We start from the raw sequence: 23,064 nt of genomic DNA, 5'->3' as shown, positions 1-23,064 counted from the left end.
GCGGAACAGCGATCAGTCGACGATGACGCGGAACAGCGATCAGTCGACGATGACTTCGACGGGGCCTTCCTCGTCCTCGTCGGCCGCTTCTTCGGCGTCGCCGTCGTCGCCGCCACGCTCCTGCCAGAGGAGCGCGCCGACCACGGCGAGGGCGACCCACGAGCGCCAGCTCGCGAGGTTGAGCGTGTAGCCGATGCCGAACGGTTTCTTGACGAGCATCCCCTTCCCGGGCTGCCAGTACGACGAGAGCAGTCGACCCATCGACGGCCGCTCGAAGTTGTACGGAATCCCGAGGATCTCGCCCTGTTTCGGTTTGTCTGCCATACAGAACGGTACGCCGGGCGGCAATAAATCGTTTTGGCATCAGACGCCGGGTGCGCTCCGGTCACTGATACCGGCCGCGCCCCTCGATCTCGCGGAGTCGACGCAGGACGTCCGCCGCGCCCGCGTCGGCGTAGCCCGCCTCGAACGCATCGAGGAGCGGGTCGGGGTCGGCGGCGGTCCCGGCGACGCTCCCTCTGAAGACGTGGAGGTCCATCGCGTGGTCCTCGACGTGTCCGGTGTGGTACCCGAGTCCGAAATCGACGAGGTACGTCCGCTCGGCGCCGACGCGGACGTTCCGGGTGGTCGGGTCGCCGTGGACGAAGCCGGCGTCGTGGATCGCCGCGAGGTGGCCGCCGACCGCCCGGCACCGTGCGGCCGAGAGCGCGGTCGCGAGATCCGCCGTCCCGACGCGCTCGAAGACGAGCGTCCCCTCGGCGGGGTCGACGTCGTAGACGACGGGCGTCGGTACGCCGATCCGGCGGGCAGCGCTCGTCAGCCGCGCTTCCGCCCGCGTCCGCTCGGCTCGGAGCCGCTCGTCAAGCGCCGGGTGGCGGTAGGCTTTCGGCTCGCGCCGCTTGATCACGCGGTCGTCGGCCATCGTGACCGTCGCCTCCGCCCCGCGGATCGTTCCCGAGGCGGTCGGCTCTCTGACGACCGATTCCGCGTCGTCACGCCAGGTGACCGGAACCTCGTCGGGGCGGAAGTTCGGATCGACAGAGGAGTCTGCGATATCGAGCGTGTCGCCGGCGGCGTACATCTTCGCGCCGAGGACGGCGATCATCCCGGCGTTGTCGCGGAGGAAACGCGGTTCGGGGGCGTAGAAGTCCGCGCCGCGCTGCTCGCACATCGACGCGAGCATCGCCCGCAGGCGGTCGTTCTGCCCGACGCCGCCGCCGAGGACCAACTCGTCCGTGCCGGTCAGCGACAGCGCGCGCTCGGCGACCTCTGTCAACATCGCGAAGATCGTCTCCTGGAGGCCCGCGCAGACGTCCTCGACCGGCACGCCGTCGTCGACGGCCTCCTTCGCCGCGGAGGTGATCCCCGAGAAGGAGAAGTCCATCCCCTTGACGACGTACGGGAGGTCGTAGTACTCGCCGTCCGCGGCCCGCTTTTCGACCTTCGGCCCGCCGGGGTGAGACCACCCCAGGTGCCGCGTGAACTTGTCTATTGCATTCCCAACGCCGGTGTCCATCGTCTCCCCGAGGACGCGGTAGCGGCCGTTGTGGTAGCCGAGCAGGTGGGCGTTCGCCCCCGAGGCGTTCAGACAGACCGGCGAGTCGAATCCCGAGCGGTCGCGGCCGATCTCCAGGTGGGCGACCATGTGGTTGACACCCACGAGCGGCACCGACAGCGTCCCCGCGAGCGCCCGCGCCGCGGTGCCGACGATGCGGAGGCAAGGGCCCAGACCGGGGCCGCGGGAGAACGCGACGGCGTCGATGTCGAGGTCGGCGTCTGCGTCGACGTCGCCGCCAGTATCAGCGTCGGACCCTCCCTCTCCGCTATCCGCTGCGCTCGCTGCGGCCCGATCGAGGATCGTCGAGACGACCTCGGGGATGGCCGAACCCATATGCTCGGCGGCCTCGCGGGGGTGAATGCCGCCGCTGTCGGGTTCGTAGGGGTCGGACTCGATGACGACCTCGCCGGTGTCGGTGTCGTACAGCGCCGCACTCGCGGCCCAGGCGGTCCCTTCGATTCCGACGATGCGCATCGAGAAGAGTGTTCTCGTGGCTGTGCGACCGAATCAGGCCTCTTCGGCCTCGGCCTCGGCTTCGGCGTCCTCGTCGGCCTCGATCTTGTTCCGGTCGAGCATGTAGTCCTGCTCGATGTCCCGGGCGAAGTCCGGCGAGTCGTAGACTTTCGCGTAGCCGACGGTCTTCCGCATCCCGAACTTCGTGTCGAGGCCGTGGACGACGACCTCCGCGGAGTCTTTGTTCAGTTTCGCGGCGAGGCTGTCGCGCACGGAGAGCCGCGAGGGCGTTGCGTCGTCGTGAACGATCTCGAACCGGACGTCGGTCCGATGTAACATCGGATTCTCGTCCTCGGAGATGATGTCGATTTCCATGGGTTAGTTGTCCTACCATCCACCCGAAAGGAGTAAAAGGATTTCGAAGGGCGGAAATCGGCGGTGAGACGCGATAGAAGCGGGATTTCGGCGCGACGGGCGAGGCAGTCCGCGGGGGCGCTTGTATTGATCGCGGCGGCGCGCCTCACTTTTCGACGCCGAGGGCGTCGAACGCCTCGTCGACGTCGCCGTCCATCCGCTCCAGAAGCGACCGCATCTCGGCCTTCGCCGCCTCGGTCACCGGAATGGCGACCATCCCCTCGTCCGGTTGACCGTAGACGACGGTGGCACCGAGCGGCGCGGTGAGGACGGCCGGGAGCGCCGCGAGGTCCTCCTCGCCGTCGACGACGATGGTGACGGGCTCGTCGTCGTCGATCGCGGCCGCGAGCGCCGAGAGGAGCGATTCGGAGAGCGCGCCCGGTGGGTTCTCGACGTCGCGGCGGTGTTCGGGCTCGGCGAGCGCCTCGCGGACCTCCGCGTCGACCGCCTCCCGCTTCGTCCGGCCGTCGACGACGGCGACCGCGGGGGCGTGACCGGCCTCCCGGAGGTGGTAGGTGACGACGTCGCCGACGGCGATGATGGGCCGGCCGGCGTCCGACAGCAGTGACTCGGCGTCGGTGTACAGCGTGCCGAACGGCTCTTTGAACGCGCTTCGGAGTTCCTCGGGTAGCGTGAGCATCCCTCAGCGGACTTTCAGCGCGTAGCCGCCCGGTTCGGTCACGTTCATCTCCTCGGCGATTTCGGACTCCCCGGGGTGGGGGATGACCACGTAGCCCGCCCAGTCCTCGGTGAGGCTGCTCGACCCGCAGTTCTCACACGCCTGCGCGTCGCCGTGGTTGATGTAGTGACACTCCCGGCAGGCGAGACGGGACTCGGCCATCTACCCTCCCTCCGCCTCGGTCGTGGCGGTGTTGGCCTGCCGGTCGGCCTCCAGCCAGCCGTGCTTGCCGAGGCCGGGCTGTTTGGCCGTGAGGCCGATCTTCGAGTCCCGCGGGTTGCGCTCGTCGATGCTCTTCGTGACGACCCGGACGCGTACGGAGTCGCCGACGCTCAGCGTCCGGTTCGATTCCGTCGACGCGAGCTGCTGGTTCTCGCCGTCGTAGGCGAGGTATTCGTCCGAGATCTGCGAGACGTGCAGCAGGCCGTCGACCGGCCCGATGCCGACGAAGGCGCCGAACTCGACGACCTCGACGACCTCGCCGTCGACGACTTCCTGCATCGAGGGGTCGAAGGTGATGGCGTCGAACTCCGCCTCGTAGTACACCCCGGCGCGGCCCGGCAGCACCGTTCCCTCGCCGATGTCGTGAACGTCGACGACGGAGACGACGCTGCCGACCTCTTCGTCCATCCGGCCCTCGAGTTTGTCCTGCAGGAGCCGTTTGACCCGCTGTGGCGTCACGTCCGCGAGGTGCCGCGGCGGTACCTCAACTGTGTCTTTGAGTCGTACCCGTTTGTACATACGTTATGGTTCTGTTATCTCCAATGTGTTTCGACCCCTTAAACCGATTACGCGAACGCCACGTTCGAGCAACCGGTCGCGGAGCGGCCTGTCGTTGGTGAGGACGTACCCTCCCTCCCCTTCTGCGAGTTCGACCACCGCGTCGTCGGCGTAGGACTGCCCGGTCTCGACGACCCGACAGCGGGAGACGAGGTCGCGTCCGACGCTCGCGGCCGTCGCCTCCGTGCCGTTGCCGGCCGCCGCGAGCTTCTCTAACTCCGCGACGACCGACCGCGGGACGACGTAGTCGACGTCCGGGCCGAGGAGCCGGTCGAGTTCCTCGAAGACCCTGACGTCGAGTTCGACCGGCATCATCAGCGCGTTTGTATCGAGTATCACTGTCGTCATCTCCGCGTCTGTCTCGTCCACGGATCTCCGGGCCGCGGTTCTCCGGTCCGGGGGTCACCGCGGGGTGGTCGCGTCGGGACCGTCCTCGCTTCGCTCACTGCAGCGTGCCGATGCCGATGAGTCGCCAGCGCGCGCCGACGCGTCGGTTGATCGCGATCTTCGCGCCCGACTCGGCACAGACGGGGCGCTTCAGCGACACTTCGGCCTCGCCCGAGCGGGCGCTGGTGACTGCGCCGACCGTCGTTGCGGTCCCGACGGTGAGCATCAGCGGTTCGCCCGTCGAAATGTCCTCGACCGAGCCCTCGTCCTCGCCGACGATCCGGTCGAGCAGTTCGACGTCCATCGTGAACTCCTCGCGCGTCGGCGGGAGCGTGCCGGGTTCGCCCGCGACCTGGCCGGCGAGGGCGTCGCCCTTCGTGAGGCTCGGGTCCAGTCCCGTGCCGACGCCGCAGAGCCCGCCGGGCGTGACCTCCTCGACGGAGCGCCCGCCGGCCTGCAGCGAGCGGATCTCGGTCGTGATCGGCTGCCACTCCGAGGAGCCGCCCTCCTCGACCTCGCGGCCGGGGCGGATCTCGAGGTCCTCGCCCGTGGCGAGTTTCCCCTGGACGACCGACCCGCCGACGACGCCGCCGGCGAGCTCCTCCCAGGTGGTGCCGGGGCGGTTGATGTCGAACGAGCGCGCCGCGAACAGCCGCGGCGACTTCGTCTCGTCGCGCTCGGGCGTCGGGATCTCTCGCTCGATAGCGTCGATCAGGAGGTCGACGTTGACCTCCTGTTGGGCGCTGACGGGAACGATCGGCGCGTCCTCGGCGACGGTCCCCTCGACGAACTCCTCGATCTGCTGGTAGGACTCGACTGCGCGCTCGCGGTCGACGAGGTCGATCTTGTTCTGCGCGATGACGATGTTCTCGATCCCGATGATGTCCAGCGCCATCAGGTGTTCTTCGGTCTGTGCCTGCGGGACGTTCTCGGTGGCCGAGACGACGAGTACGGCGCCGTCCATAATGGCCGCCCCCGAGAGCATCGTCGCCATCAGCGTCTCGTGACCCGGGGCGTCGACGAACGACACGGTCCGGATCGGCTCGGTCGCCTCGCCGTCGGGACCGGTCTCTTCGACCGTGTAGCACTCCGGCGGGTCGACGTCCGGGACCTTCCGGAACGTCGCGTCGGCGTAGCCGAGGCGGATGGAGATGCCGCGCTTCATCTCCTCGGAGTGTTGGTCCGTCCACGATCCGGACAGCGCCTGCACGAGAGTCGTCTTCCCGTGGTCGACGTGTCCGACGAGTCCGATGTTCACCTCCGGTTGCTGTGTTTGTTGTGTCACCATTAACCTCCTAGAGAGTAATCTTGCGTGCAATTCGCCGCGAGCGACTGATAAACTTGCTGTTCTCCGCTCGCGTCCCGGAATCGAGGCGGTCGAGCGCCGGTCGTCGCGGCGGTCACGTCGGCGGAGTCGGCCCACCTCGTCCCGGTGGAGCGCAGCCGAGAACGCCCCGGTGGAACGCAGCCGAGAATCCCCCGGCGGATCCGGCGCTACTCCGAGAGCGCCCGGACGAGGCTCGTGGCGACGGCCCGCGCCTTCTCCGCGACCGCCTCGGGGACGTCGCCGGTCTCGACCGCCGCGTCGAGTTCGTCGTCGTCGACGCGCTCGACCGTCCCGTCGGGATACTTCACCACGTCGACGTGGAGGTCGACGTACCTGATCTCGTCGGGGAAGCACTCGACCGGGGTGCAGATGTTGACGTAGGTCCCCTTGTGGTCGCCTCCCTCGCCCCGGTAGACGGTCGGATACCACCACCGGCCCTCGCGGAACTTCGTCAGCGCGGTGTCACCCGGTTCCTGGTCGGTGCCGAGCGCGTCGTAGGTGCCGCCCCCGGAGATCGTCCGCGTCACTGCGACGGTGCCGTCCGTGTCCCACTCAGTGACCTCGCCGCGGCCAAGCGAGAACGCTCGCCCGTCGGGCTTGCCGTGCCGGATCGCGACGCGGTCGCCCTCGACGGGACCGAACTGCCGCGTCACAGTCGCGAAGGGGAACTTCTCGTCCCCGAGGGAGCCACAGAGCGCTTCCGCGAGGTCGACGCCGGCGCTTGCGGCCTCGCTCGCGGCTTTCGTCCGGTGGTGGCCGGACATCGTCGCCGTCACCGACCGGCGGGCATCGTCGAGCGCGAAGCGGGACTCGCGGCCGAACCACAGCCACCGGCCGGTCGCGGGGGTGGCGAGGCGACGCGGTGCGGTGTCGGGGTCTGCCTCGACGTCGCCATCGTCGTCGAGTGCCGCAGCGAGGCCCTCAGCGCGCTCGACGGCCCGTTCCAGGGCTGCTTCGAGCGCGTCCATCCCGGCCCGCGTCGCGGCGTGGGACCACTCGATTCCCCAGCCGTCGGGCACCTCGACGGAGAGAAGGTCGGTCATCCCGGCGAGTTCGCGCCCCGCGGCGTCGTCGCGGGTATCGACCGTGACGCCATCGCGCCCGCGGACGAGCGTCGCGAGGCCGGCGTCGACACGGATGTCGGTGCCGAGTGTCGCGCGCCGGTCGGCCCACGGCGGCGCGCTCTCTCTGACCTGCACGCGGCGGACGTCGCCCGTCTCCAGGTAGCCCTCGGCGTCGTCGAACGCGAGGAAGGCCTCCGCCTCGCCGAGGTCGCAGATCGCCCCGCCCCCGAGGGTTTCGGTCACGCGGGCCTCGAACACCGCGTCCGGCGGCGTCGGATCCGACCAGGCGAAGGTGTCGCGCCCGACGTCCCGGAGTTCGGCTGCGACCGCCGCGACCGCGTCGTCGTCGCCGTGGATCCCGACCCCCTGCCGGTCGTCCGTGGTCGCGACCGTCGCGTCGTGGCCGCCGTCGCCGAACGCCGCGTCGAACCGCTCGCGGATCGGCTCCGAGGCCTGGACGATCGGGAACCCGGCGTCGCGTAGCAGGTGTGTCACGGCGGTCGTGTAGATCCCACGGACGCGGACACGGGGTGCATCCGCGCGGTCGTCGTCCGGATCAGTCGCCGCGTCGCTCATTGTCGCGCCACCCCCCGGCGGGGCGTCTGCTCGGCCGTCGCGCTCATCGGAGGTCGTCCGCGTCGGCGGCGAACCGGACCCGGCCATCGACAGTCGGTCCGAGCGTGAGTTCTACCACGTCCTCCGAGAGCACCCGGCCGCCCTCGACCGGGACGCCCCAGGTTCCGAAACGGAGGTAACCGCGGAGGTCGCTCCCGTGGGTGAAGAGGTCGAGGAACTCGACGTCGTGTTCGTGGATGTCCCCGCTGCTGTGGGCCATCTCCATATCCGAGTGGACGGCGTCGCGGTCGAAAAAGTCCCGAAGGCGCGCTGCGTCGCGCTCGACCGCCTCTGCGACGAGGTCGGACGCCTCCCGAATCTCCGCCCGCGAGAGGCCGACGTCCCGGAGGGCCTGCTGCGTGCGCTGATCGAAGTGCATTCTGGACGTCGATACGGGCGGCCGGCTTTTTAATCCGTCAGTTCGGTCGTGGAGAGAGGGATCCGGCCCCAGGGAAATCGGCTTCGTATCGCCCGAAAACATTAGCCACCGGGGTCCGAACGAAGCGACAGATGAGCGAACGACGGGATCCGGTCGAGGAGGCCGCGGACGACTCGATGGACCTCTACGACGTCGCGACGTGGGAGGTCCGAACGCGGTTCGATCGTGCCGCCGCGATCACCTGGCGCCTCCTCGCCGGTTCGACACGCCTCGCCGTGGTGCTTCTCGCGTTCCTCTTGCTGCTCGGGATCGGTGGACTGGCGGCGCTGACGGATCCGGAGATCGGACTGCTCACCGCGCTGTCGGCGGTCCCCGCGATCGGGCTGGCGGCGTACGTCTACTCGACGGACGTGACGACGAACGAACCGCTCTCGTTGCTCGTCGCGACGTTCCTGCTCGGCGTCCTGACAGCGAACTTCGCGGCCGTGCTCAACAGCGTCCTCCGGCCGTTCTTCGGGCCGCTGGGGGCGATCGGAATGGTGTTTTTCTTCCTTCTCGTCGTCGGGCCGGTCGAGGAGACGGTGAAGCTCCTCGCCGTGCGGCTCTACGCCTACACGGACGATCGCTTCGACGCGGTGCTGGACGGCGCGGTCTACGGTGCGATGGCCGGACTGGGCTTCGCCGTGATCGAGAACGCCCTGTACATCACCCGACAGCTCCCCAACGGCGGGATGGATCTCGGCTTCGGCCCCGAACTCATCGGCGTCGGCGGCGGCATCACGGCCATCCGCGCGCTTGCGGGCCCGGGACACGTGATCTACTCGGCGATCGCCGGCTACTACCTGGGGCTCGCGAAGTTCAATCCCGGCAACCGCGGGCCGATCGTCGTGAAGGGGATCATCATCGCTGCGCTGATCCACGCCACGTACAACTCGACTGTCGGCATCGGCTCGGCGCTCATCGCCGCCGTGACGGGACTGTCGGGACTGGCACCGTTCCTGATCTACGTGCTGATCTACGACGGCATCTTCGGCCTGTATCTCGTCCGGAAGATCCAGAAGTACCGCGACAGCTACCACGAGGCCCACGCGCCGCCGGCCGACGGCTCGCGGCTCGAATCAGAACTGACGGAATTCGAGTGAGCGGGTCACTTCCCGCCGACGGCGTCGCGGTAGCCCGCGACCATCTGCTCGACGTACTTCGCGACGACGTCGACCTCGACGTGGACGGGATCGCCGACTGATTTCTCCGAGAGCGTCGTCAACTCGTAGGTCGTCGGGATGATCGCGACCCCGAAGGCGCTGGCGCCGCGCTCGGCGACGGTGAGGCTGATGCCGTCGAGCGCGATCGATCCCTTGCCGACGACGTACTGGGCGATATCCGCCGGAAGTGCGAACTCGAAGACCCAGTCGTCGCCGACGCGTTCGATTCCGGTCACCTCGGTCGTCGTGTCGACGTGTCCCTGCACGAGATGGCCGTCGAACCGGCCGTCGGCCGCGAGCGCGCGTTCGAGGTTCACGCAGTCACCCGATTCGACCGAGCCGAGATACGTCTTCTCGACGGTTTCGGCCGCGAGGAACACCTCGAACCACGGGTCGGGCGGCCTCTCGAACGCCTCGACGGTCAGACAGACGCCGCTGACGCTGATCGACTGGCCGTGGTGCAGATCGGCGTACGTCGCGTCGGCGGCACCGGAGGCGTTGGCGTCCGAGTCAGCATCCGCTTCGGCGCCCGTCGCTCCCCCGGAGCCGGGCTCGGCCGCTCTCCCGACGTCGGGCGCGATCCGGAGCCGGCGGCCCCCCTCGTCTGCGGTCGTCTCGACGACCGTCCCCGTCGTCTCGACGATTCCGGTGAACATACCGTAGAGTTGGTCGCAGCTCCGAAAAGCGTCCCGGAACCGGCCCGAACCGACCGCGAGTCTTTTACTCCGAGGCCGCCGAGAGCGCATAATGCGACTGGGAATCGCCGGAACGATCCAGCTGGCCGCGACGCTCGTCTTCGCCGCGCCGGTCGGGATCTTCGGGCTCTCGCGGCTACTCGCGGGCGAGACGCTGCTCGGGGCCGGCCTGCTGGCGGTCGCGGTCGGGATGGTCGCGCTTCCACAGTACCTGACGACCCCGGGCGACGTCCCGGCGGAGATCGGCGAGCGCGTCGTCGGCAGCGTCGTGAAGGCGCCCGAGGACGACGAGGACGCGTAGCCGTCCCCGACGCGGATTCACTTCTGGGGCACGAACGACCGCGAGGCGTCCACGAGCAGGTCGCCGCCGTCGTCGGTGACAACGACGAGGTCCCCGAGTCGGATACAGCCGCGCTCGGCGTCGCACACGCCGGGGGCGACGACGACGACCATCCCCGCTTCGAGGTCGGTGTTCTCGTCGAGCGTCGGCGCTTCGCGTCGTTCGAGGCCGACGCCGTAAACGGACGTGAGCGGGGCGGCCGAGCCGTCCTCCGCGCCCGAGGTCGGGTCGAAACCGAAGGCCGCGAGTTCCGCGTCTGCCTCGCGGGCGACCGTCGCGGGCGTGGCGCCGGGTTCGATGACCGAGAGCGCGGCGTCGAGGGCTGAATCGACGGCGACGTGCGCGCGGCGCTCCCACCCGCCGTCGCTGTCGACGACGAGCGTCCGCGTCAGCGCGCCGTGGTACCCGTGTGGTCCGCGCGGGGCGACAGTGACGCGAATCAGTTCACCACGGGAGAGCGGCCGCTCGGGGACGGTTGGACCGGTCGCGCCGTCGGGTCTCGTCAGCCCGGCGAGACTGGCGTCGGTGCCGACCGAGACCTCGGTGTTCCCCCCGCTCAGAACGCCGTAGTCGGCCAGTTCGGCATTCACCGCCCGGCGGAGTCGCTCGACGGTGAGCGGTTCGTCTTCCCGGCGGAGCGGCGAGGGTTGGTCCCGCTGTCCGTCGGTCTCGCTGTTCTCGGCTGCTGCGAGCACACGCTCGGCCCGGCGGAGTCCGGCGGCGGCCGCGCGCTGAACGCCTCGGATCGCCGCGACCTCGTCGGGCGCTTTCGTCGCCCGCGCGGTCTCGACCGCCGTCGTCGACTGCAACTCGTAGCCCGCGCGTTCGAGGTAGACGGCCGCGTCGTGGGGAATCGTTGCCGGAACGAGGACCGTCCCGCCAGCCCCGTCGCCGAGCAGCCCGTCCAGTGCGGCCGCGGCGCGCACGCCGATGGGGTCACCGAGACGGTCAGTCGCGACCCGACCGTCGAAGCGTTCCGCGACTCGCTCGGCGGGTCCGGACGGCGCACAGAGGACCTCGGTGCCGGCGGTGCGGACGTACGCAGACGACCCCGCCGACAGATCGAGGCCCGTCAGATACCGGAGGTCGGCGTCGAAACGACCGCCGACGGCGACGAAGCCGACCGCGTCGGCGGCCGCGAGCGCGTCGTCGAGAAACGACCGGTCGGTAGCAAGCGAATCAGGACCCGGGAGCGAAGCGGTGGCTGACGAGTCGTCGCGGGCAGTTGCCGATTCAGGATCCGAGTCCGTGTCCGACTCGGAGGCCTCGCGGGCCACCGTCCGGTTACGCGTCGGGTTCCGGCGCGGGCGTTTCGCCCTCCTGGGCCTCCGCCAGCAGCTCCTCGACCGACTGGTCGCGGATCTCGTTGTGCAGGAGGACGCTCACCGGGAGGGTCGGCGCCCCGCTGACGAGGTTTTCGAGGAGGACGAGCCGCTCGCGGGCGCGGGACATTCCGACGTAGAACACCCGGCGCTCGTTGTCGGTGAGAATCGGCACCGGATCGGTCGTGGAGGTAAAGTCCTCGACGCCGGGGACGTCCTCGTTCTCGACGGAGGCGGCCATCTGCTCGACGACCTTCTCCGTGAGGTCGGTCGCGACGAAGACGTGGTCCGCCTCGCGACCCTTCGCGGAGTGGATGGTGCCGACGCGGACGCGGTTGGGATCCATCCCGCGGTACTCGCCGTCGAAGTACGCCTCGACGGAGTTCCGCTGGAAGGAGGTCACCTTCCGGAGCATATCGCCCGCGGCGTCGCCGTCCGGCGCGAACGGTGCGAACTCCGAGATCACGTCGGGGTCGACCTCCAGATCCGTCAGGTCGTCGACGCCCGCCGCCTCCTGGAGTTCGTCGATGCGGTCGAACAGTTCGTCGCGGTCGTTCGCGCCGAACGCCGAATCCTGCAGCATATCCGCGAGTCGTCGCGCCTGGAGCCCGTCGATCGGTTCCTCGCGTTCGAGTTGTTCGATAGCGCGGACGTACTGTGTCAGGCGATCAGTCCACATCCGCTGGTCGGTGAGCGCCGAGAATGGCATCCCAAGCGGGAGGAACTCGTCGATGAACTGGAACAGCTGATAGCGGGCCCGGAACAGGACCATAATCGTCTCGTCGTCGTCGCCCTGCTCGATGGTGTAGCGGACGTTCCGCGCGAGATCAAGCATCGACGGGGAGTCGATCCCCTCGACGGTGCCGCCCTCCTTGCGCGGTCGGAGGTCCTTCTCCTGCCGCTTGTCGATGTGGCGGATTTCGCGGTTGACGACGTTGAGCACCTTCGAGGGCAGCCGATAGGAGTTCGGGAGGACGATGTCCTCGTCGCGCTCGGCGTCGAGCAGCAGATTGGGGTCGGCGCCCTGCCACGCGTAGACGACCTGGTCGTCGTCGCCCGCGATGAGGACCCGCTCCATATGGGGTTTCCACTCCTCGTAGACCTCGTACTGCAGGGTCGTGATGTCCTGGAACTCGTCGATGACGAGGTAGTCGACGTGCGGGACGAGCGAGCGCCCCTGCACCCGTTCGAGCATATCCGCGAAGCCGACGAGGCCGTGTTCGCCCTTGTACGCCCGCCACGCCCGGATGACCTCCGGGACGTCGATCCGGTCGTCGTCGGAGGGCCACGTCGGAGTGTACTTGTTGCCCTCCTGGGCGTTCGGGTCGATCTCAGGCGGGAGCCGGACTTCCTCGACGTTCCACTGGAACGGGACGTCGTACCAATCGGAGACGTCCCGGCGGGTCCGCTGGAGCCACTGGCTCGTGGCGATGATCTTGTTGCCGATCGTCGTCGAGCGGGCAGTTCGGCGGCCTGCGCCGCTGTACTCGTCCTCGAACTCGATGCCGTACTCCTCACAGAACTCCTTTTTGTCGCTCTCGCCGACGACGTCGCCGCGGGAGAGATCCAGCAGTTCGTAGGCTTTCGCGTGCATCGTGGCGACGTTACCCTTCAGCGCGCGCGGCGAGACGTCGCGGCGCTCCGCGAGCCGTTCGCGGACTTCAGCGGCAGCAGCCCGGGTGTACGAGACCACGAGGATGTCGCGGATCGTCACGTCGTCGCGCTCGAGGAGTTCGTCGACCCGATCGAGGAGGGCCGTCGTCTTCCCGCTACCGGGGCCACCGAACAGTCGGGTGACCGACGCATCCGAGTTGCTCATTGAACGTTTTCACGCGCTTGTGGGTGATAAAGGACGTGTTTCGAGGATGTCCGTCGAGCGGGCCGAAAACTGGCGCCGCTACGCTCGGGGATCCCAGCCGCAGACGGTACAGTCGGCGGCGGCGGAGTCGTGGAGCGCCCCGCACTCCGGACACTGTTTCTTGTTATACGACCGCTCCCAGTCTACCGTCTCCGTCTCGTGTCCGCGGTCGTCGAGGAACTGGTCGAACAGTGCGTCGTCGGAGGACGGTGCTGAGGCCATACGGGCTGTGGTATGCGTTACCATTACTTAGTTCTACTGCCGAATATCGGTGGGCAAGAACGGCACGAAGGGGCGGGTAATCGCCGGCTCTGAGGGGGTTTCGGCGCTCGGTATCAGACCGAATCGAGATCGTACAGCGCGCCGTACTTCTCGGTGACGTAGTCGACAAAGGCGTCGGCGGTGAACGGCTCCCCGGTCGCCCGCTCGACGAGTTCGTTGGTCTCGTAGCGGGCGCCGTGGCGGTGGACGTGCTCGGTCAGCCACTCGTGCAGCGCGTCGAACTCGCCGGCGGCGACGTCGCCGTCGAGGTCGTCGATCTCCGCGTCGGCCGCGGCGTACAGCTGGGCTGCCATCGCCGAGCCCAGCGAGTAGGTCGGGAAGTACCCGAAGTTGCCGTGGCTCCAGTGGATGTCCTGGAGGCAGCCCTCGGTGTCCGTCTCGGGGCGGATGCCGAGGTACTCCTCGTATTTGTCGTTCCAGACGGCCGGCACCTCCGCGACGTCGAGGTCGCCGCTGATCAGGTCGCGCTCGATCTCGAAGCGGACGAGGATGTGCAGGTGGTAGGTGAGTTCGTCGGCCTCGACGCGGACGAGGTTGTCCTCGTACACCTGGTTTGCGGCCTCGTACGCTTCACGCGGGGTCACGTCGGCAGCCTGCGGGAACTGCTCGACGAACGTCGGCAGGAAACTCTCCCAGAACGCCTGCGAGCGGCCGACGTGGTTCTCCCAGAGCCGCGACTGGGACTCGTGGACCGACAGGTCGCGGTCCTCGCCGAGCGGGGTCCCGTAGGCGTCGTCCGGGAGCCCGAGCGTGTACGTCGCGTGTCCGAACTCGTGGACCGTCGAGAGCAGCGAGCCGAGCGGGTCGGACTCGTCGAACCGCGTGGTCACGCGGGCGTCGAACGTCGTCCCCGACGAGAAGGGGTGCGGCGCGGTGTCGAGGCGGCCGCGCTCCCAGGGGTAGCCGAGTGCCGAGAGGACGTCCCGGCAGAGCGACTCCTGCTCGTCGGCTGGATAGGCGCCGAGCGACGTGAACGCGTCCGTCGCGAGGTCGACCTCCGAGGTCCGGATCTTCTCGATCATCGGAACGAGCGTCTCCCGGAGGTCCGCGAGAATCGCCTCCGCACGCTCCAGTGAGAGACACGGCTCGAACTCCTCGAACAGCACCTCGTAGGGGTCGCGATCGGGATCGACGTGCTCGGCGTACTCGCGCTTGAGTTCGACGTGCTTCCGGAGAGCGGGCGCGAACGCCTCGAAGTCGTCCTCGGCCTTCGCTTGCTTCCACGTCGGCAGCGCCTCCGAGGCCGTCTCGGAGATCTCTTCGATGAGGTCCGCCGGGACGGCGACGGCACGCTCGTGTTTGCGCTGGATCTCGCGGACGACCGCCGCCTGTTCGTCGGTGAGATCCGCTCCGTCGAGTTCCTCGAGCGCGTCGGCCACCGCGTCGTCGACGAGCAGTTCGTGCGAGAGCGACGAAAGTGTCGAGAGTTGCTGCGATCGGGCGGGGGTTCCGTCATCGGGCATCATCACCTGTTGATCCCACGAGAGGATCCCGCTCGCCGAACGGACGTTCGCCACTCGGCGGTACGCCGCGAGGAGGTCGTCGTAGGCGTCGGGTGTGTCTGTCGCCATCGTCGTAGCCCTGGTGACCCGCGGGTATCAAGCCGACGGCTGGGGTCGGAGAGTCGGGGTTTTCCAAAGGTCTTTGCCCCTCGCGCCGCTAGGACGCATCGATGGACGACGCCGTGCAGGTCCGTGATGCCGCCCGGGAGGCGGTCGAGGACATCGAACCCGATCGCCTCCGCGACGTGCTGGTCGACCGTCTCTCGGACGCGCCGATGACGCCGGCCGTGCTGGCGCTCGTGAGCGCCCGTGCACCCGAAACCGGCGTCGAAACGGACACCGACGGACTCGCCGAGCGCGCTGCGGGCGTGCAACTGATCTACGAGGGCCTCCGGCTCACCCGCTCGCTCTCCCACGACGAACCGTGGGACCGACTCGACGACCTCGACGTCGCTGGCGACATCGACGCCGACATCGACGTCCTCGCCGCAGACGTCCTCGTCTCGCGAGGGTTCTATCTGCTCGCCCGGACCGACGCCGCGGACCGCGCCGTCGAGGTCGTCCGCGCCTTCGGGCGGAACCAGACGCTCCGCCGCGCGGAAGGCGCGGACGTCGACTCGCTCGACCGCACGCTGGAGGCCGACGTCTTCGCGCTCGCCGTCGTCGCCGGGATGACGGCCGTCGGCGCGACGCCCTCCGCGGCGCTTCTGGACTACGCGGCCGAACTGGGTCGCGACTGCGACGTCGACGGCCGCCTCCAGCCGGCCGACGTCGCCTTCTCGGAGGCCACTGCGGAACGGCTCGCCTCGCTGTCGGCCGGCGGCGGCGACGACCGGGTACCCTCCTCGGCGACCGACTCCTGATACTGATTACTCTCACTTTTACCGCTGAGTGCCACCCCCGTTGGCGGCGTTCGGCGGGAAGAGACGAGAGTAATCAGTATGAGTTTCCGGATCTCGGCCCTGCCGGATCGACACACGGGGCGCCGTGAATCGAAACGCCTAAAGACGAATCCGGGCTACGGAGAAACGCGCCTGGGTAGCTTAGCGGTAAAGCGCGTCCTTGGTAAGGACTTGGTCGATATTAGGGACGCGCGGTTCCCTTTCGGGGGATTCAGGCCCTTACACCCCATTTTGCGCTTTCTCTGAAAGAGAAAAAAGGTGTAAGCAAATGGTCGAAAACGCTAAGCGACGAACAGGCCGCAGTATCGTGCTTTCGAGTGTAACTCAGGGACAGAGCGCACACGCTCCAAGTGTAACCCAAGGGGAGTGGCTATCTCAGGTGTGGGGGCTTCAATGACCTACCAAGACGACCCTCTCGATAACCTGCCCTCGAATGTTGATGACGATGAGGGCATCCTTCCAGCACCCGAACCTATCGACTTCCCATTTCCTCTCGTGAGCAAACGGACGAAGGAGGACTTGGAGAAGTTCGGTGTCAACGTCGCGGAGGACTACCGCGATTTCAAACAAGAGGTGCTGACGTGGCTCGCCACCTACGGGAAGAACCCCGAGAAGGGCGAGGGACTGGCCGATACCACGCTGAAATCCACCCACTACAAGCTGGAAACGGTCTTCCGATGGCTGTGGGACTACGAGGAGCGATATACGACGGAACTCACTCCGGCGGAGGCAGACCGATTCATCCGGGTCTTGAATATGTCCGACTCGATGATTGATTCCAGCGTCCTCCACCACCTCAAGGTCATCAAGCGGTACTTCAAGTACCACAACCGCACTCAGGGAACGGATTGGGAGTGGGAACCCGACCTCGACCTCAGTCAAGCGACCGGCGAGGAACGTGACTACCTGCATCGAGGGGCGTTCAAACAGTTATACAGCGCCGCCCTCGAATACGGGTCAGTCAAGAGTTACCACTCGGTGACGCCCGAGGAGCGCGACCGCATCAAGACTTATCTCGCCCGGCTGGAGGGCGTTCCAAAAGAAGAAATTGGCCCCGATGAGTTCCGCGAAGCAAACTCGTGGAAAGTTCCGTCGCTAATCGCGGTCACGCTCGATACCGGGCTTCGGCCCATCGAGGTGGGGCGAGCGTCGGTGGATTGGGTGAATATTGAGGCTCACGAGTTGAACATCCCAAAGGAAGAATCGACAAAGAACGAGTCGAACTGGAATTGCACGTTGAAGAACCGGACGGTGAACGTCCTCGAACGGTGGCTCGATGAGCGCGCGACTTACGACAAGTATGAAGGTCGGGATGAGCTGTGGCTCACAAAGAAGGCCACAAAGTATAGCTCGAAGTCGTGTAATTACCTGCTGAACCGGCTCATCGAGGAGGGGAACATCCCTATTCCGAAGAACAAGGACGTGACGTGGTACTCGATTCGGCACGGAGTGGCGACTCATTGGGCAAATCACGTTGGGCCACACCACGCTAAGGAGCAACTTCGTCACAAGAGTGTGACAACGACGATGAAGTACCTGCACTCAGACTCCGAGACTCGGTCTTCAGCAGTAGAACAAATCTGGTAAACTGAGAGAACACGGTTCCTGCGCACCGGGTTTCTAAATTTATACTGGGTGTTACTTTCGACAACTAAATAACTATTTAGACGGGCTGTTGTGGGTTTTCGGCCAAGTTTTAGGGTCGTCAGTACTATCAGTCAAATAATCTGAAATGACCACCTCCAAAGAGGAGCTAAGAGAGCGGTTGGCAGGCTTAACTGAGGAATTGGTAGGCGTTGTTGAACTTGACCAACGTCAAAAACGAGCAGTCCGGATTTCGGAGCTAAGAGAACCTGATGAGCCAAACTACAATATTGATAGGTTAGGACTCTGGAAGCCTGAATTTGATTTGGGAGAATTAAGAAACCGAGATGAAATAATTAACATAGCTAATTGGTTATACGAGGAGGGGCGTGGATACAGACCTTGCACAGACGACCTTCCAAGCGATTCTGAAGTATCATATCTGCCGTATCCAGAGGAAGATAATGGTACAAAGAGAGACGAAATCGTCGATGCATACGTTGAAGATATTGCGAAGTTCGTGAACAAGGTTATCGCGTATATTGGCCCCTGTGATAAACCAATTACCGAATATAGTGAACCAAGGGATGCATTTGAAAGCGCATTCAGTGAATTCTTTGATTGGCGATATGAAGAAAAACTTGAAACGGAAATCGTCATTCCCCTGTTGAATTTTGAAGGAGATTTTGACAGCGTAGAGCTTAGTACAAATGTCGAGTTCTTCAAGAAAAAATCGCATAAGCCGGAGAATATTGCAGACCATCTCCTCAGTGAGGAAGAAAAAATAGAAGACCTTGAAATTTCCAGAATGACTGAAGCAGAGTTGGGAGGTGTTTTTAGTAATAAGCCGAGGTCTCATTGGTTCCCATTTCCTTCTCACAAAATCAGATTTCGCCTTACCGGGTTGGGGGCTCATCCGGGTGCAGTACAGGACATCGCCCAAAGTATTGTTACTGCGATACGTCTTGTGCAACCAGAAGGAAACCTCGGGGTTGATGATGGCTACAAGTTAGAACGCGATTGGAAATTCTACAGAACAGGAATCTATGACCAGACGGTGACCTATAGTTGCCGCTCTCTTCCAGAGCCACTAACATACTCAGCCTACAGTCAAAGTCAAAAGAGCGGGCCGATTCGAGGATTGTTTGAGAAAATCGAATTTAGTGAGGATGACGCTCAGAAGTTTAAGGAATTTTGGGGAGAATATAGTGCATTAATTTCGTCAGCACAGAGGGAGGGTAAGTTTGAAATTCCGCTTCACAGATTCAATTTGATTTATGAGCGTAATCGTATTGACGACCAAATTATAGATAGCATCATCACAGCAGAATCCACTCTTGGGCGGGATGTGAATAGTAATGAGAGAGTGATATTCGCATCAAGAGCGGCCTATCTCCTTAGAGGTTCTCACAACCCATCTTATGTATATAATCTACTTGATACAATATACAATGCAAGAGTAGATGTAGTCCATCGAGGGGAAGAAGTTGGTTCAAGAACTGTTGAGTACGTCGGAGAGGGCAGTGTGGAAGAGGTTGAGTTGGAAGGTCGAGAGCTAATTGAAGAATCCTGTGACATTTTGAGTAGTGTTATTCGTGAATATTTATCTCGGTATGTTGGTGGGCAGAATATCACTGAAACAAACAGAGATGAACTGAATGAGGAGATGACCAATTTCCTAACTCAGAATCCTTCAGTATTGGCTCATCTACTTGATAATTCATTATCCATTGGCTCACTTGTGAATAGGGACGAGAGTTGAGGTAACATCAAGAAAGCCGGTGCGCTTAGAGGAGCTAAGCAATCTCGATTTGTTTGATGGCACGTTATGGTGAGACACGCCCGGTGGGTTTCATCACATTCTTATACGGCTGTGTAGTAGAATCGAGTGCAGAAGGCGGAAAATGGGTGTACGTACCCGCATCGTGCCTGGGTAGCTTAGCGGTAAAGCGCGTCCTTGGTAAGGACGAGACCGGGGGTTCAAATCCCCCCTCAGGCTTTCAGGGGTTACACGGTTTCTCTCCCCATTTTACGCTGTTCTTATGAGAGAAACAAATGTCACTCAAGAACGCGCCCTTTTACTACACGGGCACCCCGACGCCGTCTTGCGATTCGCATAGTTGTCAGGACACCATAACGTCCGCCACCACGCCGTACAGCGATTCGAGTTTGGAGGTCGGTCTATGAACCCGTCCGACCCACTCGACAACCTCGGCGGTGGAGACACGATGAGCGGAGAGATTCCGCCCGCACCCGAGGACTACGAGTTCACCTACCCACTTGTGAGCCGACGCTCCGAGGAAGACCTCGGGGAGTTCGGGATGAATATGGTGGACGATTACCGTGACTTCAAGCACGAACTCCTGTCGTGGCTCGCTCACTACGGGAAGCATCCCGAGAAGCGCGAGGGACTGGCAGACTCGACGCTCGAATCAACCCACTACAAACTTGAAACTGCGTTCCGCTGGCTGTGGCAACACGAGAATCAGTACACCACGTCGTTCACGCCCGACCACGCAGACAAGTTCATTCGCGTGCTGAATCAGTCGAAGGGGATGATTGACTCGACGGTTCTCCACCACGCGAAAGACATTAAGCGGCTGTTCAAGTTCTACAACCACGCGCGTGGGAAGGACTACGAGTGGGACGTTGAGATAGAACTCTCACAGTCGAACGGCGGGGACGAACGCGACTACCTCCGACGTTCTGCGTTCGAGCCGCTGTATCAAGCCGCGCTCGAATACTCCTCGGTGAAGAACTATCACTCGGTATCGCCCGAGGAGCGCGACCGGCTCAAGATATTCGTCTCACAGCGACTCGGTATCCCGAAAGAGAAGGTCGGCCCCGAGGAGTTCAAAGAAGCGAACTCGTGGAAGTACCCCTCGATAATGGCGACCACGCTGGATACCGGACTTCGCCCGATTGAGGTCGGACGTGCGAAAGTCTCGTGGGTGAACTTGGCGGATGAGGAGTTGAACATCCCGAAGGACGAATCCACGAAGAACGACGCAATCTGGAACTGCTCGCTCAAGAGTCGGACGGCGAAGACCTTGGAGCGGTGGCTCGATGAGCGCGCGTCTCTCACCAAGTACGACGACCGAGATGAGTTGTGGCTCACACAGAAAGCGACACAGTACGGCTCGAAGTCGTGTAACGCCCTGCTCTCTCGGCTCATCGAGAACGGCGACGTTCCGATACCCGAACACAAGGACGTGACGTGGTACTCCATTCGGCACGGAGTCGCTACTTATTGGGCAAATCACGTCGGCCCTCATCACGCCCGCGAGCAACTTCGACACTCCAGTTTGAACACAACGATGAAATACCTACACTCGGACGCGGAAACGCGCAACAGCGCGGTGGAGCAAATTTGGTAGGTGACTACTCACTCAATCGGCGGTCGTAGGTCACGCCAGCGAAAATCAGCCGTCTCCTCATTTTCGAGTTCGATTCGATAAATCACCGCATCGCGGTCATCGCCCGTAACTTCGCTCACTTCGTCCTCCAGAACGTCAATCACTCTCCCGTGTAGCCCGTGGTATCGGTCGTGGTCGGGGTCGGTCGTATCGGGTATGTCCACACGCACGCGGTCGCCCGTGGTGAATCCGCTCATTCGCGTTGATTTGCGATGAGGCGGGGGCGTAGTTAGTCCTTCCTCACCTCCGTCCACTCACACCCACACGCCTCACAGGTGTAGTGTTCCTTTGTAACGGTCGGCTCGTCCTTCTCGAACATCCACACGTCGCTGTCGTCGCCACAGCGCGGGCAATTTTCCTTGGTCTTCCAAGCGACAGGCATCGGGTTACTCGTCGCGTTCCTTTCGCTGTTCTATCTCTTGCTCATAGACGCGGTCGGGGTCGGGTTCCGGTTCCGGCTCGTCGTCGCCAATATCCCCGAGGTGTGCGGGGTCACGTTCGAGCGCCATTATCGTTCCTCCGGTAACTCGTAGCACGCGAAGCAGGGGAGCGAATCAGCGCCCGGCCCCGGACACCACTCCTCGCCGTTCGGACACTCCTCGCGTTCGGCTTCGATGACGCCCGCGCCGTCCTCGCGTCTTTCCTCGGCAATCACACCACCGTCAGCACGCAGGCGTTCCGCGAGTGTCGTGGAGTCCGTTCCTTCGCCGTCCACGGTGGGGGTTGGACAGTCCACAGCCGTTTGCAGAACGACCGGGCCGCCGATTGTAGCGAGCGCGACCTTGTGCTTGCAGTCGTACTCCTCGTTATACTTGTCAGCCGGACACTCGCACTCGGCAGGAACGAGAAGCCCGTCGCGGTCTTCGACGCCGACGAGATACGAGTGGTCGTCTTTCTCGTATCCGTAACTCGCGTTCGTCACCCGGACGAGGTGGGGCGCTTCAACAGCGAACTCCCACGCTTCCCATCCCACGCGCTTCGCGGTCTTCGAGCCGTAGTTCAGTTCCTCAACGATGCGCTTATCAGCCGTCGTAGTGCTATCTTCCATTGGCTTTCTCTCCACAGAAGGCCGCCGTCCGGTGTTCCAAGCACCGGGCGTTTTCCGAACTTCCACGCCCCAAGGGAGGCGACCTTCTCACCTATTCCTACGACGGTACTTGTGATAAGTCTTCCCGTTGTATCTCGAAGGAATAGGAGAAAACCTATCCCTCGTCCGTGTGTACGCACAATTATGACCGACAATACATCCCGTCCACGCGGGGAAGGGGGCGAGTATGTGGAGGAAATCACGCCCGATGATGCACTCGCAGTTTTCACAGACAACGAACCACTTACCGCGAAAGAGGTCGCGGAGGAACTCGGCGTAGTTCGACGGACAGCCTACAACAAACTGAGCGACCTCGAAGAACGGGGCGACCTCCGAAAGAAGAAGGTCGGCTCACGAGCGGTAGTGTGGTGGCGACCTGAGTGAGCAAACGAATCAAGAGCGCGATGAGGCCGGGCGTAAGTTCTGCGGTGGGTTAGAATCCATCAGAACCTTAGCGATATTGAAGTCCACAGCAGAACCCCACACTTGGCCCATATCCCCGCCTCATCGCACCCCAACTTATGAACTACACTACGGTCGGCGCGCACCGGTTGGCACACGGCGGGCGAGCGCGAGCGCAGGCTTACGTAACCCCGCGTGAGAAATATCCCACTCAGAGATGCAGTTTTGGGTGAATGGTATGCGTCCATAGACTCTCGACAGGGGAGCGACCTCGCGTCAAAGGAAGTTCGACAGCCCCCAAATTCTCGACACCGAGCGTATCCCAAACGTGAGTGTATGGAGAGTATGCAAGTTCGTGATTACTCATTTTCTTGTCGTCTCACCAGTAAGTGCCTATATCTCCAACTACAACGACTGGCTCGCAGACGGTCGCCGAGAAATCAAGGAGCGGCTAGAGGACGGCGATGAGGAGTATCTTGAGTATCTGAAAGAGGAGTACCCCTACGTCTATTGGGGATGGGAGTTCACCCCGGAACCACCCGAGGAAGTCGCGAGAGAGTTGAAACTGGAGTAGTATAAAATTCACAGGATACTAAATTATCTGGTAGTTTGGATTCTGGTACCATCGCCGCACTCACGACCGCGAGGGATGCCGCGATGAGGCGGGCGGTTGAGCCGGTACATCGCGTTGCCACTCTACAGGTTGCCATACTGTCTGACATTCTCTGTAGGGCGTTCAGGAACTGTCCAAACGTGTGTGTACCCACTCCAAGGTGCAACCCTGTAGTACACTACGGAACTGTATCCCACAGAGTT

Annotated in this window: 27 protein-coding genes and 1 tRNA gene; 9 read left to right on the top strand and 19 right to left on the bottom strand. The window is 63.9% G+C overall.

The window, feature by feature from the left end; genetic code table 11:
• Positions 1–39: 39 nt before the first annotated feature.
• The 10 genes from RJT48_RS14330 to RJT48_RS14285 form a co-directional block, all read right to left on the bottom strand.
• Positions 40–324 (bottom strand): DUF5808 domain-containing protein, encoded by a 285-nt coding sequence (locus tag RJT48_RS14330; protein WP_311173023.1) that lies wholly within the window; start codon positions 322–324, stop codon positions 40–42.
• Positions 325–385: 61 nt separating this feature from the next.
• Positions 386–2,032: a bifunctional N(6)-L-threonylcarbamoyladenine synthase/serine/threonine protein kinase gene (locus RJT48_RS14325; RefSeq protein ID WP_311173021.1), complete on the bottom strand. Its 1,647-nt coding sequence runs from the start codon at positions 2,030–2,032 to the stop codon at positions 386–388.
• 33 nt (positions 2,033–2,065) lie between these two features.
• Positions 2,066–2,386 (bottom strand): 30S ribosomal protein S24e, encoded by a 321-nt coding sequence (locus RJT48_RS14320; RefSeq protein WP_311173020.1) that lies wholly within the window; start codon positions 2,384–2,386, stop codon positions 2,066–2,068.
• A gap of 145 nt (positions 2,387–2,531) precedes the next feature.
• Entirely contained in the window at positions 2,532–3,065 is a 534-nt protein-coding gene (locus RJT48_RS14315) for a GTP-dependent dephospho-CoA kinase family protein (RefSeq protein WP_311173019.1), read from the bottom strand.
• Positions 3,066–3,068: 3 nt separating this feature from the next.
• Complete coding sequence (spt4, locus tag RJT48_RS14310) at positions 3,069–3,266, bottom strand: transcription elongation factor subunit Spt4 (protein WP_311173018.1); 198 nt, start codon at positions 3,264–3,266, stop codon at positions 3,069–3,071.
• On the bottom strand, positions 3,267–3,845 hold the full coding sequence (locus RJT48_RS14305; protein ID WP_311173017.1) for a DNA-directed RNA polymerase: 579 nt from the start codon (positions 3,843–3,845) through the stop codon (positions 3,267–3,269).
• A gap of 3 nt (positions 3,846–3,848) precedes the next feature.
• Positions 3,849–4,232, bottom strand: a complete 384-nt coding sequence (locus RJT48_RS14300) for a type II toxin-antitoxin system VapC family toxin (protein WP_311173216.1) — start codon at positions 4,230–4,232, stop codon at positions 3,849–3,851.
• 94 nt (positions 4,233–4,326) lie between these two features.
• Complete coding sequence (locus RJT48_RS14295) at positions 4,327–5,556, bottom strand: translation initiation factor IF-2 subunit gamma (protein WP_311173215.1); 1,230 nt, start codon at positions 5,554–5,556, stop codon at positions 4,327–4,329.
• Between the two features lie 209 nt (positions 5,557–5,765).
• Positions 5,766–7,238, bottom strand: coding sequence for a ribonuclease FAU-1 family protein (locus RJT48_RS14290; RefSeq protein WP_311173214.1), 1,473 nt, complete (start codon positions 7,236–7,238; stop codon positions 5,766–5,768).
• Positions 7,239–7,281: 43 nt separating this feature from the next.
• Positions 7,282–7,656, bottom strand: a complete 375-nt coding sequence (locus tag RJT48_RS14285) for a DUF7532 family protein (RefSeq protein WP_311173016.1) — start codon at positions 7,654–7,656, stop codon at positions 7,282–7,284.
• 131 nt (positions 7,657–7,787) lie between these two features.
• On the opposite strand from RJT48_RS14285, the gene RJT48_RS14280 reads away from it, so the two are divergent.
• Positions 7,788–8,798, top strand: coding sequence for a PrsW family intramembrane metalloprotease (locus RJT48_RS14280; protein ID WP_311173015.1), 1,011 nt, complete (start codon positions 7,788–7,790; stop codon positions 8,796–8,798).
• Positions 8,799–8,803: 5 nt separating this feature from the next.
• On the opposite strand, the gene RJT48_RS14275 is transcribed toward RJT48_RS14280, so the two are convergent.
• Positions 8,804–9,514, bottom strand: a complete 711-nt coding sequence (locus tag RJT48_RS14275) for a riboflavin synthase (RefSeq protein ID WP_311173014.1) — start codon at positions 9,512–9,514, stop codon at positions 8,804–8,806.
• Between the two features lie 91 nt (positions 9,515–9,605).
• On the opposite strand from RJT48_RS14275, the gene RJT48_RS14270 reads away from it, so the two are divergent.
• On the top strand, positions 9,606–9,854 hold the full coding sequence (locus tag RJT48_RS14270) for a DUF7533 family protein (RefSeq protein ID WP_311173013.1): 249 nt from the start codon (positions 9,606–9,608) through the stop codon (positions 9,852–9,854).
• Positions 9,855–9,871: 17 nt separating this feature from the next.
• Here RJT48_RS14270 and RJT48_RS14265 read toward each other — a convergent pair whose 3' ends face one another.
• The 4 genes from RJT48_RS14265 to RJT48_RS14250 all read right to left on the bottom strand — a co-directional run bounded on the left by RJT48_RS14265 (position 9,872) and on the right by RJT48_RS14250 (position 14,926).
• Entirely contained in the window at positions 9,872–11,170 is a 1,299-nt protein-coding gene (locus RJT48_RS14265; RefSeq protein WP_311173012.1) for a M24 family metallopeptidase, read from the bottom strand.
• Between the two features lie 7 nt (positions 11,171–11,177).
• The gene (locus tag RJT48_RS14260; protein WP_311173011.1) at positions 11,178–13,034 is read right to left on the bottom strand and encodes a UvrD-helicase domain-containing protein; all 1,857 of its coding nucleotides are present in this window, start codon (positions 13,032–13,034) and stop codon (positions 11,178–11,180) included.
• Between the two features lie 78 nt (positions 13,035–13,112).
• On the bottom strand, positions 13,113–13,295 hold the full coding sequence (locus RJT48_RS14255) for an HVO_0416 family zinc finger protein (protein ID WP_311173010.1): 183 nt from the start codon (positions 13,293–13,295) through the stop codon (positions 13,113–13,115).
• A gap of 113 nt (positions 13,296–13,408) precedes the next feature.
• Positions 13,409–14,926, bottom strand: coding sequence for a carboxypeptidase M32 (locus RJT48_RS14250; RefSeq protein WP_311173009.1), 1,518 nt, complete (start codon positions 14,924–14,926; stop codon positions 13,409–13,411).
• A 101-nt stretch (positions 14,927–15,027) separates the two neighbouring features.
• Here RJT48_RS14250 and RJT48_RS14245 point away from each other — a divergent pair, with 101 nt between their 5' ends.
• The 5 genes from RJT48_RS14245 (at position 15,028) to RJT48_RS14225 (ending at position 20,720) form a co-directional block, all read left to right on the top strand.
• Positions 15,028–15,720 (top strand): DUF7114 family protein, encoded by a 693-nt coding sequence (locus RJT48_RS14245; RefSeq protein ID WP_311173008.1) that lies wholly within the window; start codon positions 15,028–15,030, stop codon positions 15,718–15,720.
• 432 nt (positions 15,721–16,152) lie between these two features.
• Positions 16,153–17,346, top strand: coding sequence for a tyrosine-type recombinase/integrase (locus tag RJT48_RS14240; RefSeq protein WP_311173007.1), 1,194 nt, complete (start codon positions 16,153–16,155; stop codon positions 17,344–17,346).
• 145 nt (positions 17,347–17,491) lie between these two features.
• Complete coding sequence (locus tag RJT48_RS14235; protein WP_311173006.1) at positions 17,492–19,105, top strand: hypothetical protein; 1,614 nt, start codon at positions 17,492–17,494, stop codon at positions 19,103–19,105.
• A 165-nt stretch (positions 19,106–19,270) separates the two neighbouring features.
• A tRNA-Thr gene (locus RJT48_RS14230) sits at positions 19,271–19,342 on the top strand.
• Between the two features lie 184 nt (positions 19,343–19,526).
• Complete coding sequence (locus RJT48_RS14225; protein WP_311173004.1) at positions 19,527–20,720, top strand: tyrosine-type recombinase/integrase; 1,194 nt, start codon at positions 19,527–19,529, stop codon at positions 20,718–20,720.
• 8 nt (positions 20,721–20,728) lie between these two features.
• Here the strand turns inward: RJT48_RS14225 and RJT48_RS14220 are convergent, their stop codons facing one another.
• Genes RJT48_RS14220 through RJT48_RS14205 form a run of 4 tightly spaced genes read right to left on the bottom strand, consistent with a single transcriptional unit; the run spans position 20,729 to position 21,807 of the window.
• Entirely contained in the window at positions 20,729–20,956 is a 228-nt protein-coding gene (locus tag RJT48_RS14220) for a DUF8139 family protein (protein ID WP_311173002.1), read from the bottom strand.
• 32 nt (positions 20,957–20,988) lie between these two features.
• The gene (locus tag RJT48_RS14215) at positions 20,989–21,141 is read right to left on the bottom strand and encodes a hypothetical protein (protein WP_311173000.1); all 153 of its coding nucleotides are present in this window, start codon (positions 21,139–21,141) and stop codon (positions 20,989–20,991) included.
• Between the two features lie 4 nt (positions 21,142–21,145).
• Positions 21,146–21,268, bottom strand: a complete 123-nt coding sequence (locus tag RJT48_RS14210; protein ID WP_311172999.1) for a hypothetical protein — start codon at positions 21,266–21,268, stop codon at positions 21,146–21,148.
• Positions 21,268–21,807, bottom strand: a complete 540-nt coding sequence (locus RJT48_RS14205) for an SWIM zinc finger family protein (RefSeq protein ID WP_311172998.1) — start codon at positions 21,805–21,807, stop codon at positions 21,268–21,270. Before RJT48_RS14205 ends, RJT48_RS14210 begins: the two co-directional genes overlap by 1 nt.
• Positions 21,808–21,990: 183 nt before the next feature.
• Here RJT48_RS14205 and RJT48_RS14200 point away from each other — a divergent pair, with 183 nt between their 5' ends.
• On the top strand, positions 21,991–22,230 hold the full coding sequence (locus RJT48_RS14200) for a helix-turn-helix domain-containing protein (RefSeq protein WP_311172997.1): 240 nt from the start codon (positions 21,991–21,993) through the stop codon (positions 22,228–22,230).
• 373 nt (positions 22,231–22,603) lie between these two features.
• Positions 22,604–22,822 (top strand): hypothetical protein, encoded by a 219-nt coding sequence (locus tag RJT48_RS14195; RefSeq protein ID WP_311172996.1) that lies wholly within the window; start codon positions 22,604–22,606, stop codon positions 22,820–22,822.
• Positions 22,823–23,064 lie beyond the last annotated feature (242 nt).

Source organism: Halobellus ordinarius, from assembly GCF_031823395.1.
Lineage (GTDB): Archaea > Halobacteriota > Halobacteria > Halobacteriales > Haloferacaceae > Haloquadratum > Haloquadratum ordinarius.
The sequence above is the reverse complement of the archived record's forward strand: the minus strand, read 5'-3'. Positions and strand labels throughout refer to the sequence as shown.

Coding starts and splice junctions, on each gene's coding strand:
- RJT48_RS14290 (WP_311173214.1), bottom strand. CDS start 7,238: ATGAGCGACGCGGCGACTGATCCGGACGACGACCGCGCGGATGCACCC.
- RJT48_RS14210 (WP_311172999.1), bottom strand. CDS start 21,268: ATGGCGCTCGAACGTGACCCCGCACACCTCGGGGATATTGGCGACGAC.
- RJT48_RS14280 (WP_311173015.1), top strand. CDS start 7,788: ATGAGCGAACGACGGGATCCGGTCGAGGAGGCCGCGGACGACTCGATG.
- spt4 (WP_311173018.1), bottom strand. CDS start 3,266: ATGGCCGAGTCCCGTCTCGCCTGCCGGGAGTGTCACTACATCAACCAC.
- RJT48_RS14315 (WP_311173019.1), bottom strand. CDS start 3,065: ATGCTCACGCTACCCGAGGAACTCCGAAGCGCGTTCAAAGAGCCGTTC.
- RJT48_RS14250 (WP_311173009.1), bottom strand. CDS start 14,926: ATGGCGACAGACACACCCGACGCCTACGACGACCTCCTCGCGGCGTAC.
- RJT48_RS14240 (WP_311173007.1), top strand. CDS start 16,153: ATGACCTACCAAGACGACCCTCTCGATAACCTGCCCTCGAATGTTGAT.
- RJT48_RS14305 (WP_311173017.1), bottom strand. CDS start 3,845: ATGTACAAACGGGTACGACTCAAAGACACAGTTGAGGTACCGCCGCGG.
- RJT48_RS14285 (WP_311173016.1), bottom strand. CDS start 7,656: ATGCACTTCGATCAGCGCACGCAGCAGGCCCTCCGGGACGTCGGCCTC.
- RJT48_RS14220 (WP_311173002.1), bottom strand. CDS start 20,956: ATGAGCGGATTCACCACGGGCGACCGCGTGCGTGTGGACATACCCGAT.
- RJT48_RS14255 (WP_311173010.1), bottom strand. CDS start 13,295: ATGGCCTCAGCACCGTCCTCCGACGACGCACTGTTCGACCAGTTCCTC.
- RJT48_RS14205 (WP_311172998.1), bottom strand. CDS start 21,807: ATGGAAGATAGCACTACGACGGCTGATAAGCGCATCGTTGAGGAACTG.
- RJT48_RS14325 (WP_311173021.1), bottom strand. CDS start 2,032: ATGCGCATCGTCGGAATCGAAGGGACCGCCTGGGCCGCGAGTGCGGCG.
- RJT48_RS14300 (WP_311173216.1), bottom strand. CDS start 4,232: ATGACGACAGTGATACTCGATACAAACGCGCTGATGATGCCGGTCGAA.
- RJT48_RS14260 (WP_311173011.1), bottom strand. CDS start 13,034: ATGAGCAACTCGGATGCGTCGGTCACCCGACTGTTCGGTGGCCCCGGT.
- RJT48_RS14320 (WP_311173020.1), bottom strand. CDS start 2,386: ATGGAAATCGACATCATCTCCGAGGACGAGAATCCGATGTTACATCGG.
- RJT48_RS14270 (WP_311173013.1), top strand. CDS start 9,606: ATGCGACTGGGAATCGCCGGAACGATCCAGCTGGCCGCGACGCTCGTC.
- RJT48_RS14275 (WP_311173014.1), bottom strand. CDS start 9,514: ATGTTCACCGGAATCGTCGAGACGACGGGGACGGTCGTCGAGACGACC.
- RJT48_RS14225 (WP_311173004.1), top strand. CDS start 19,527: ATGAACCCGTCCGACCCACTCGACAACCTCGGCGGTGGAGACACGATG.
- RJT48_RS14330 (WP_311173023.1), bottom strand. CDS start 324: ATGGCAGACAAACCGAAACAGGGCGAGATCCTCGGGATTCCGTACAAC.
- RJT48_RS14215 (WP_311173000.1), bottom strand. CDS start 21,141: ATGCCTGTCGCTTGGAAGACCAAGGAAAATTGCCCGCGCTGTGGCGAC.
- RJT48_RS14245 (WP_311173008.1), top strand. CDS start 15,028: ATGGACGACGCCGTGCAGGTCCGTGATGCCGCCCGGGAGGCGGTCGAG.
- RJT48_RS14200 (WP_311172997.1), top strand. CDS start 21,991: ATGACCGACAATACATCCCGTCCACGCGGGGAAGGGGGCGAGTATGTG.
- RJT48_RS14235 (WP_311173006.1), top strand. CDS start 17,492: ATGACCACCTCCAAAGAGGAGCTAAGAGAGCGGTTGGCAGGCTTAACT.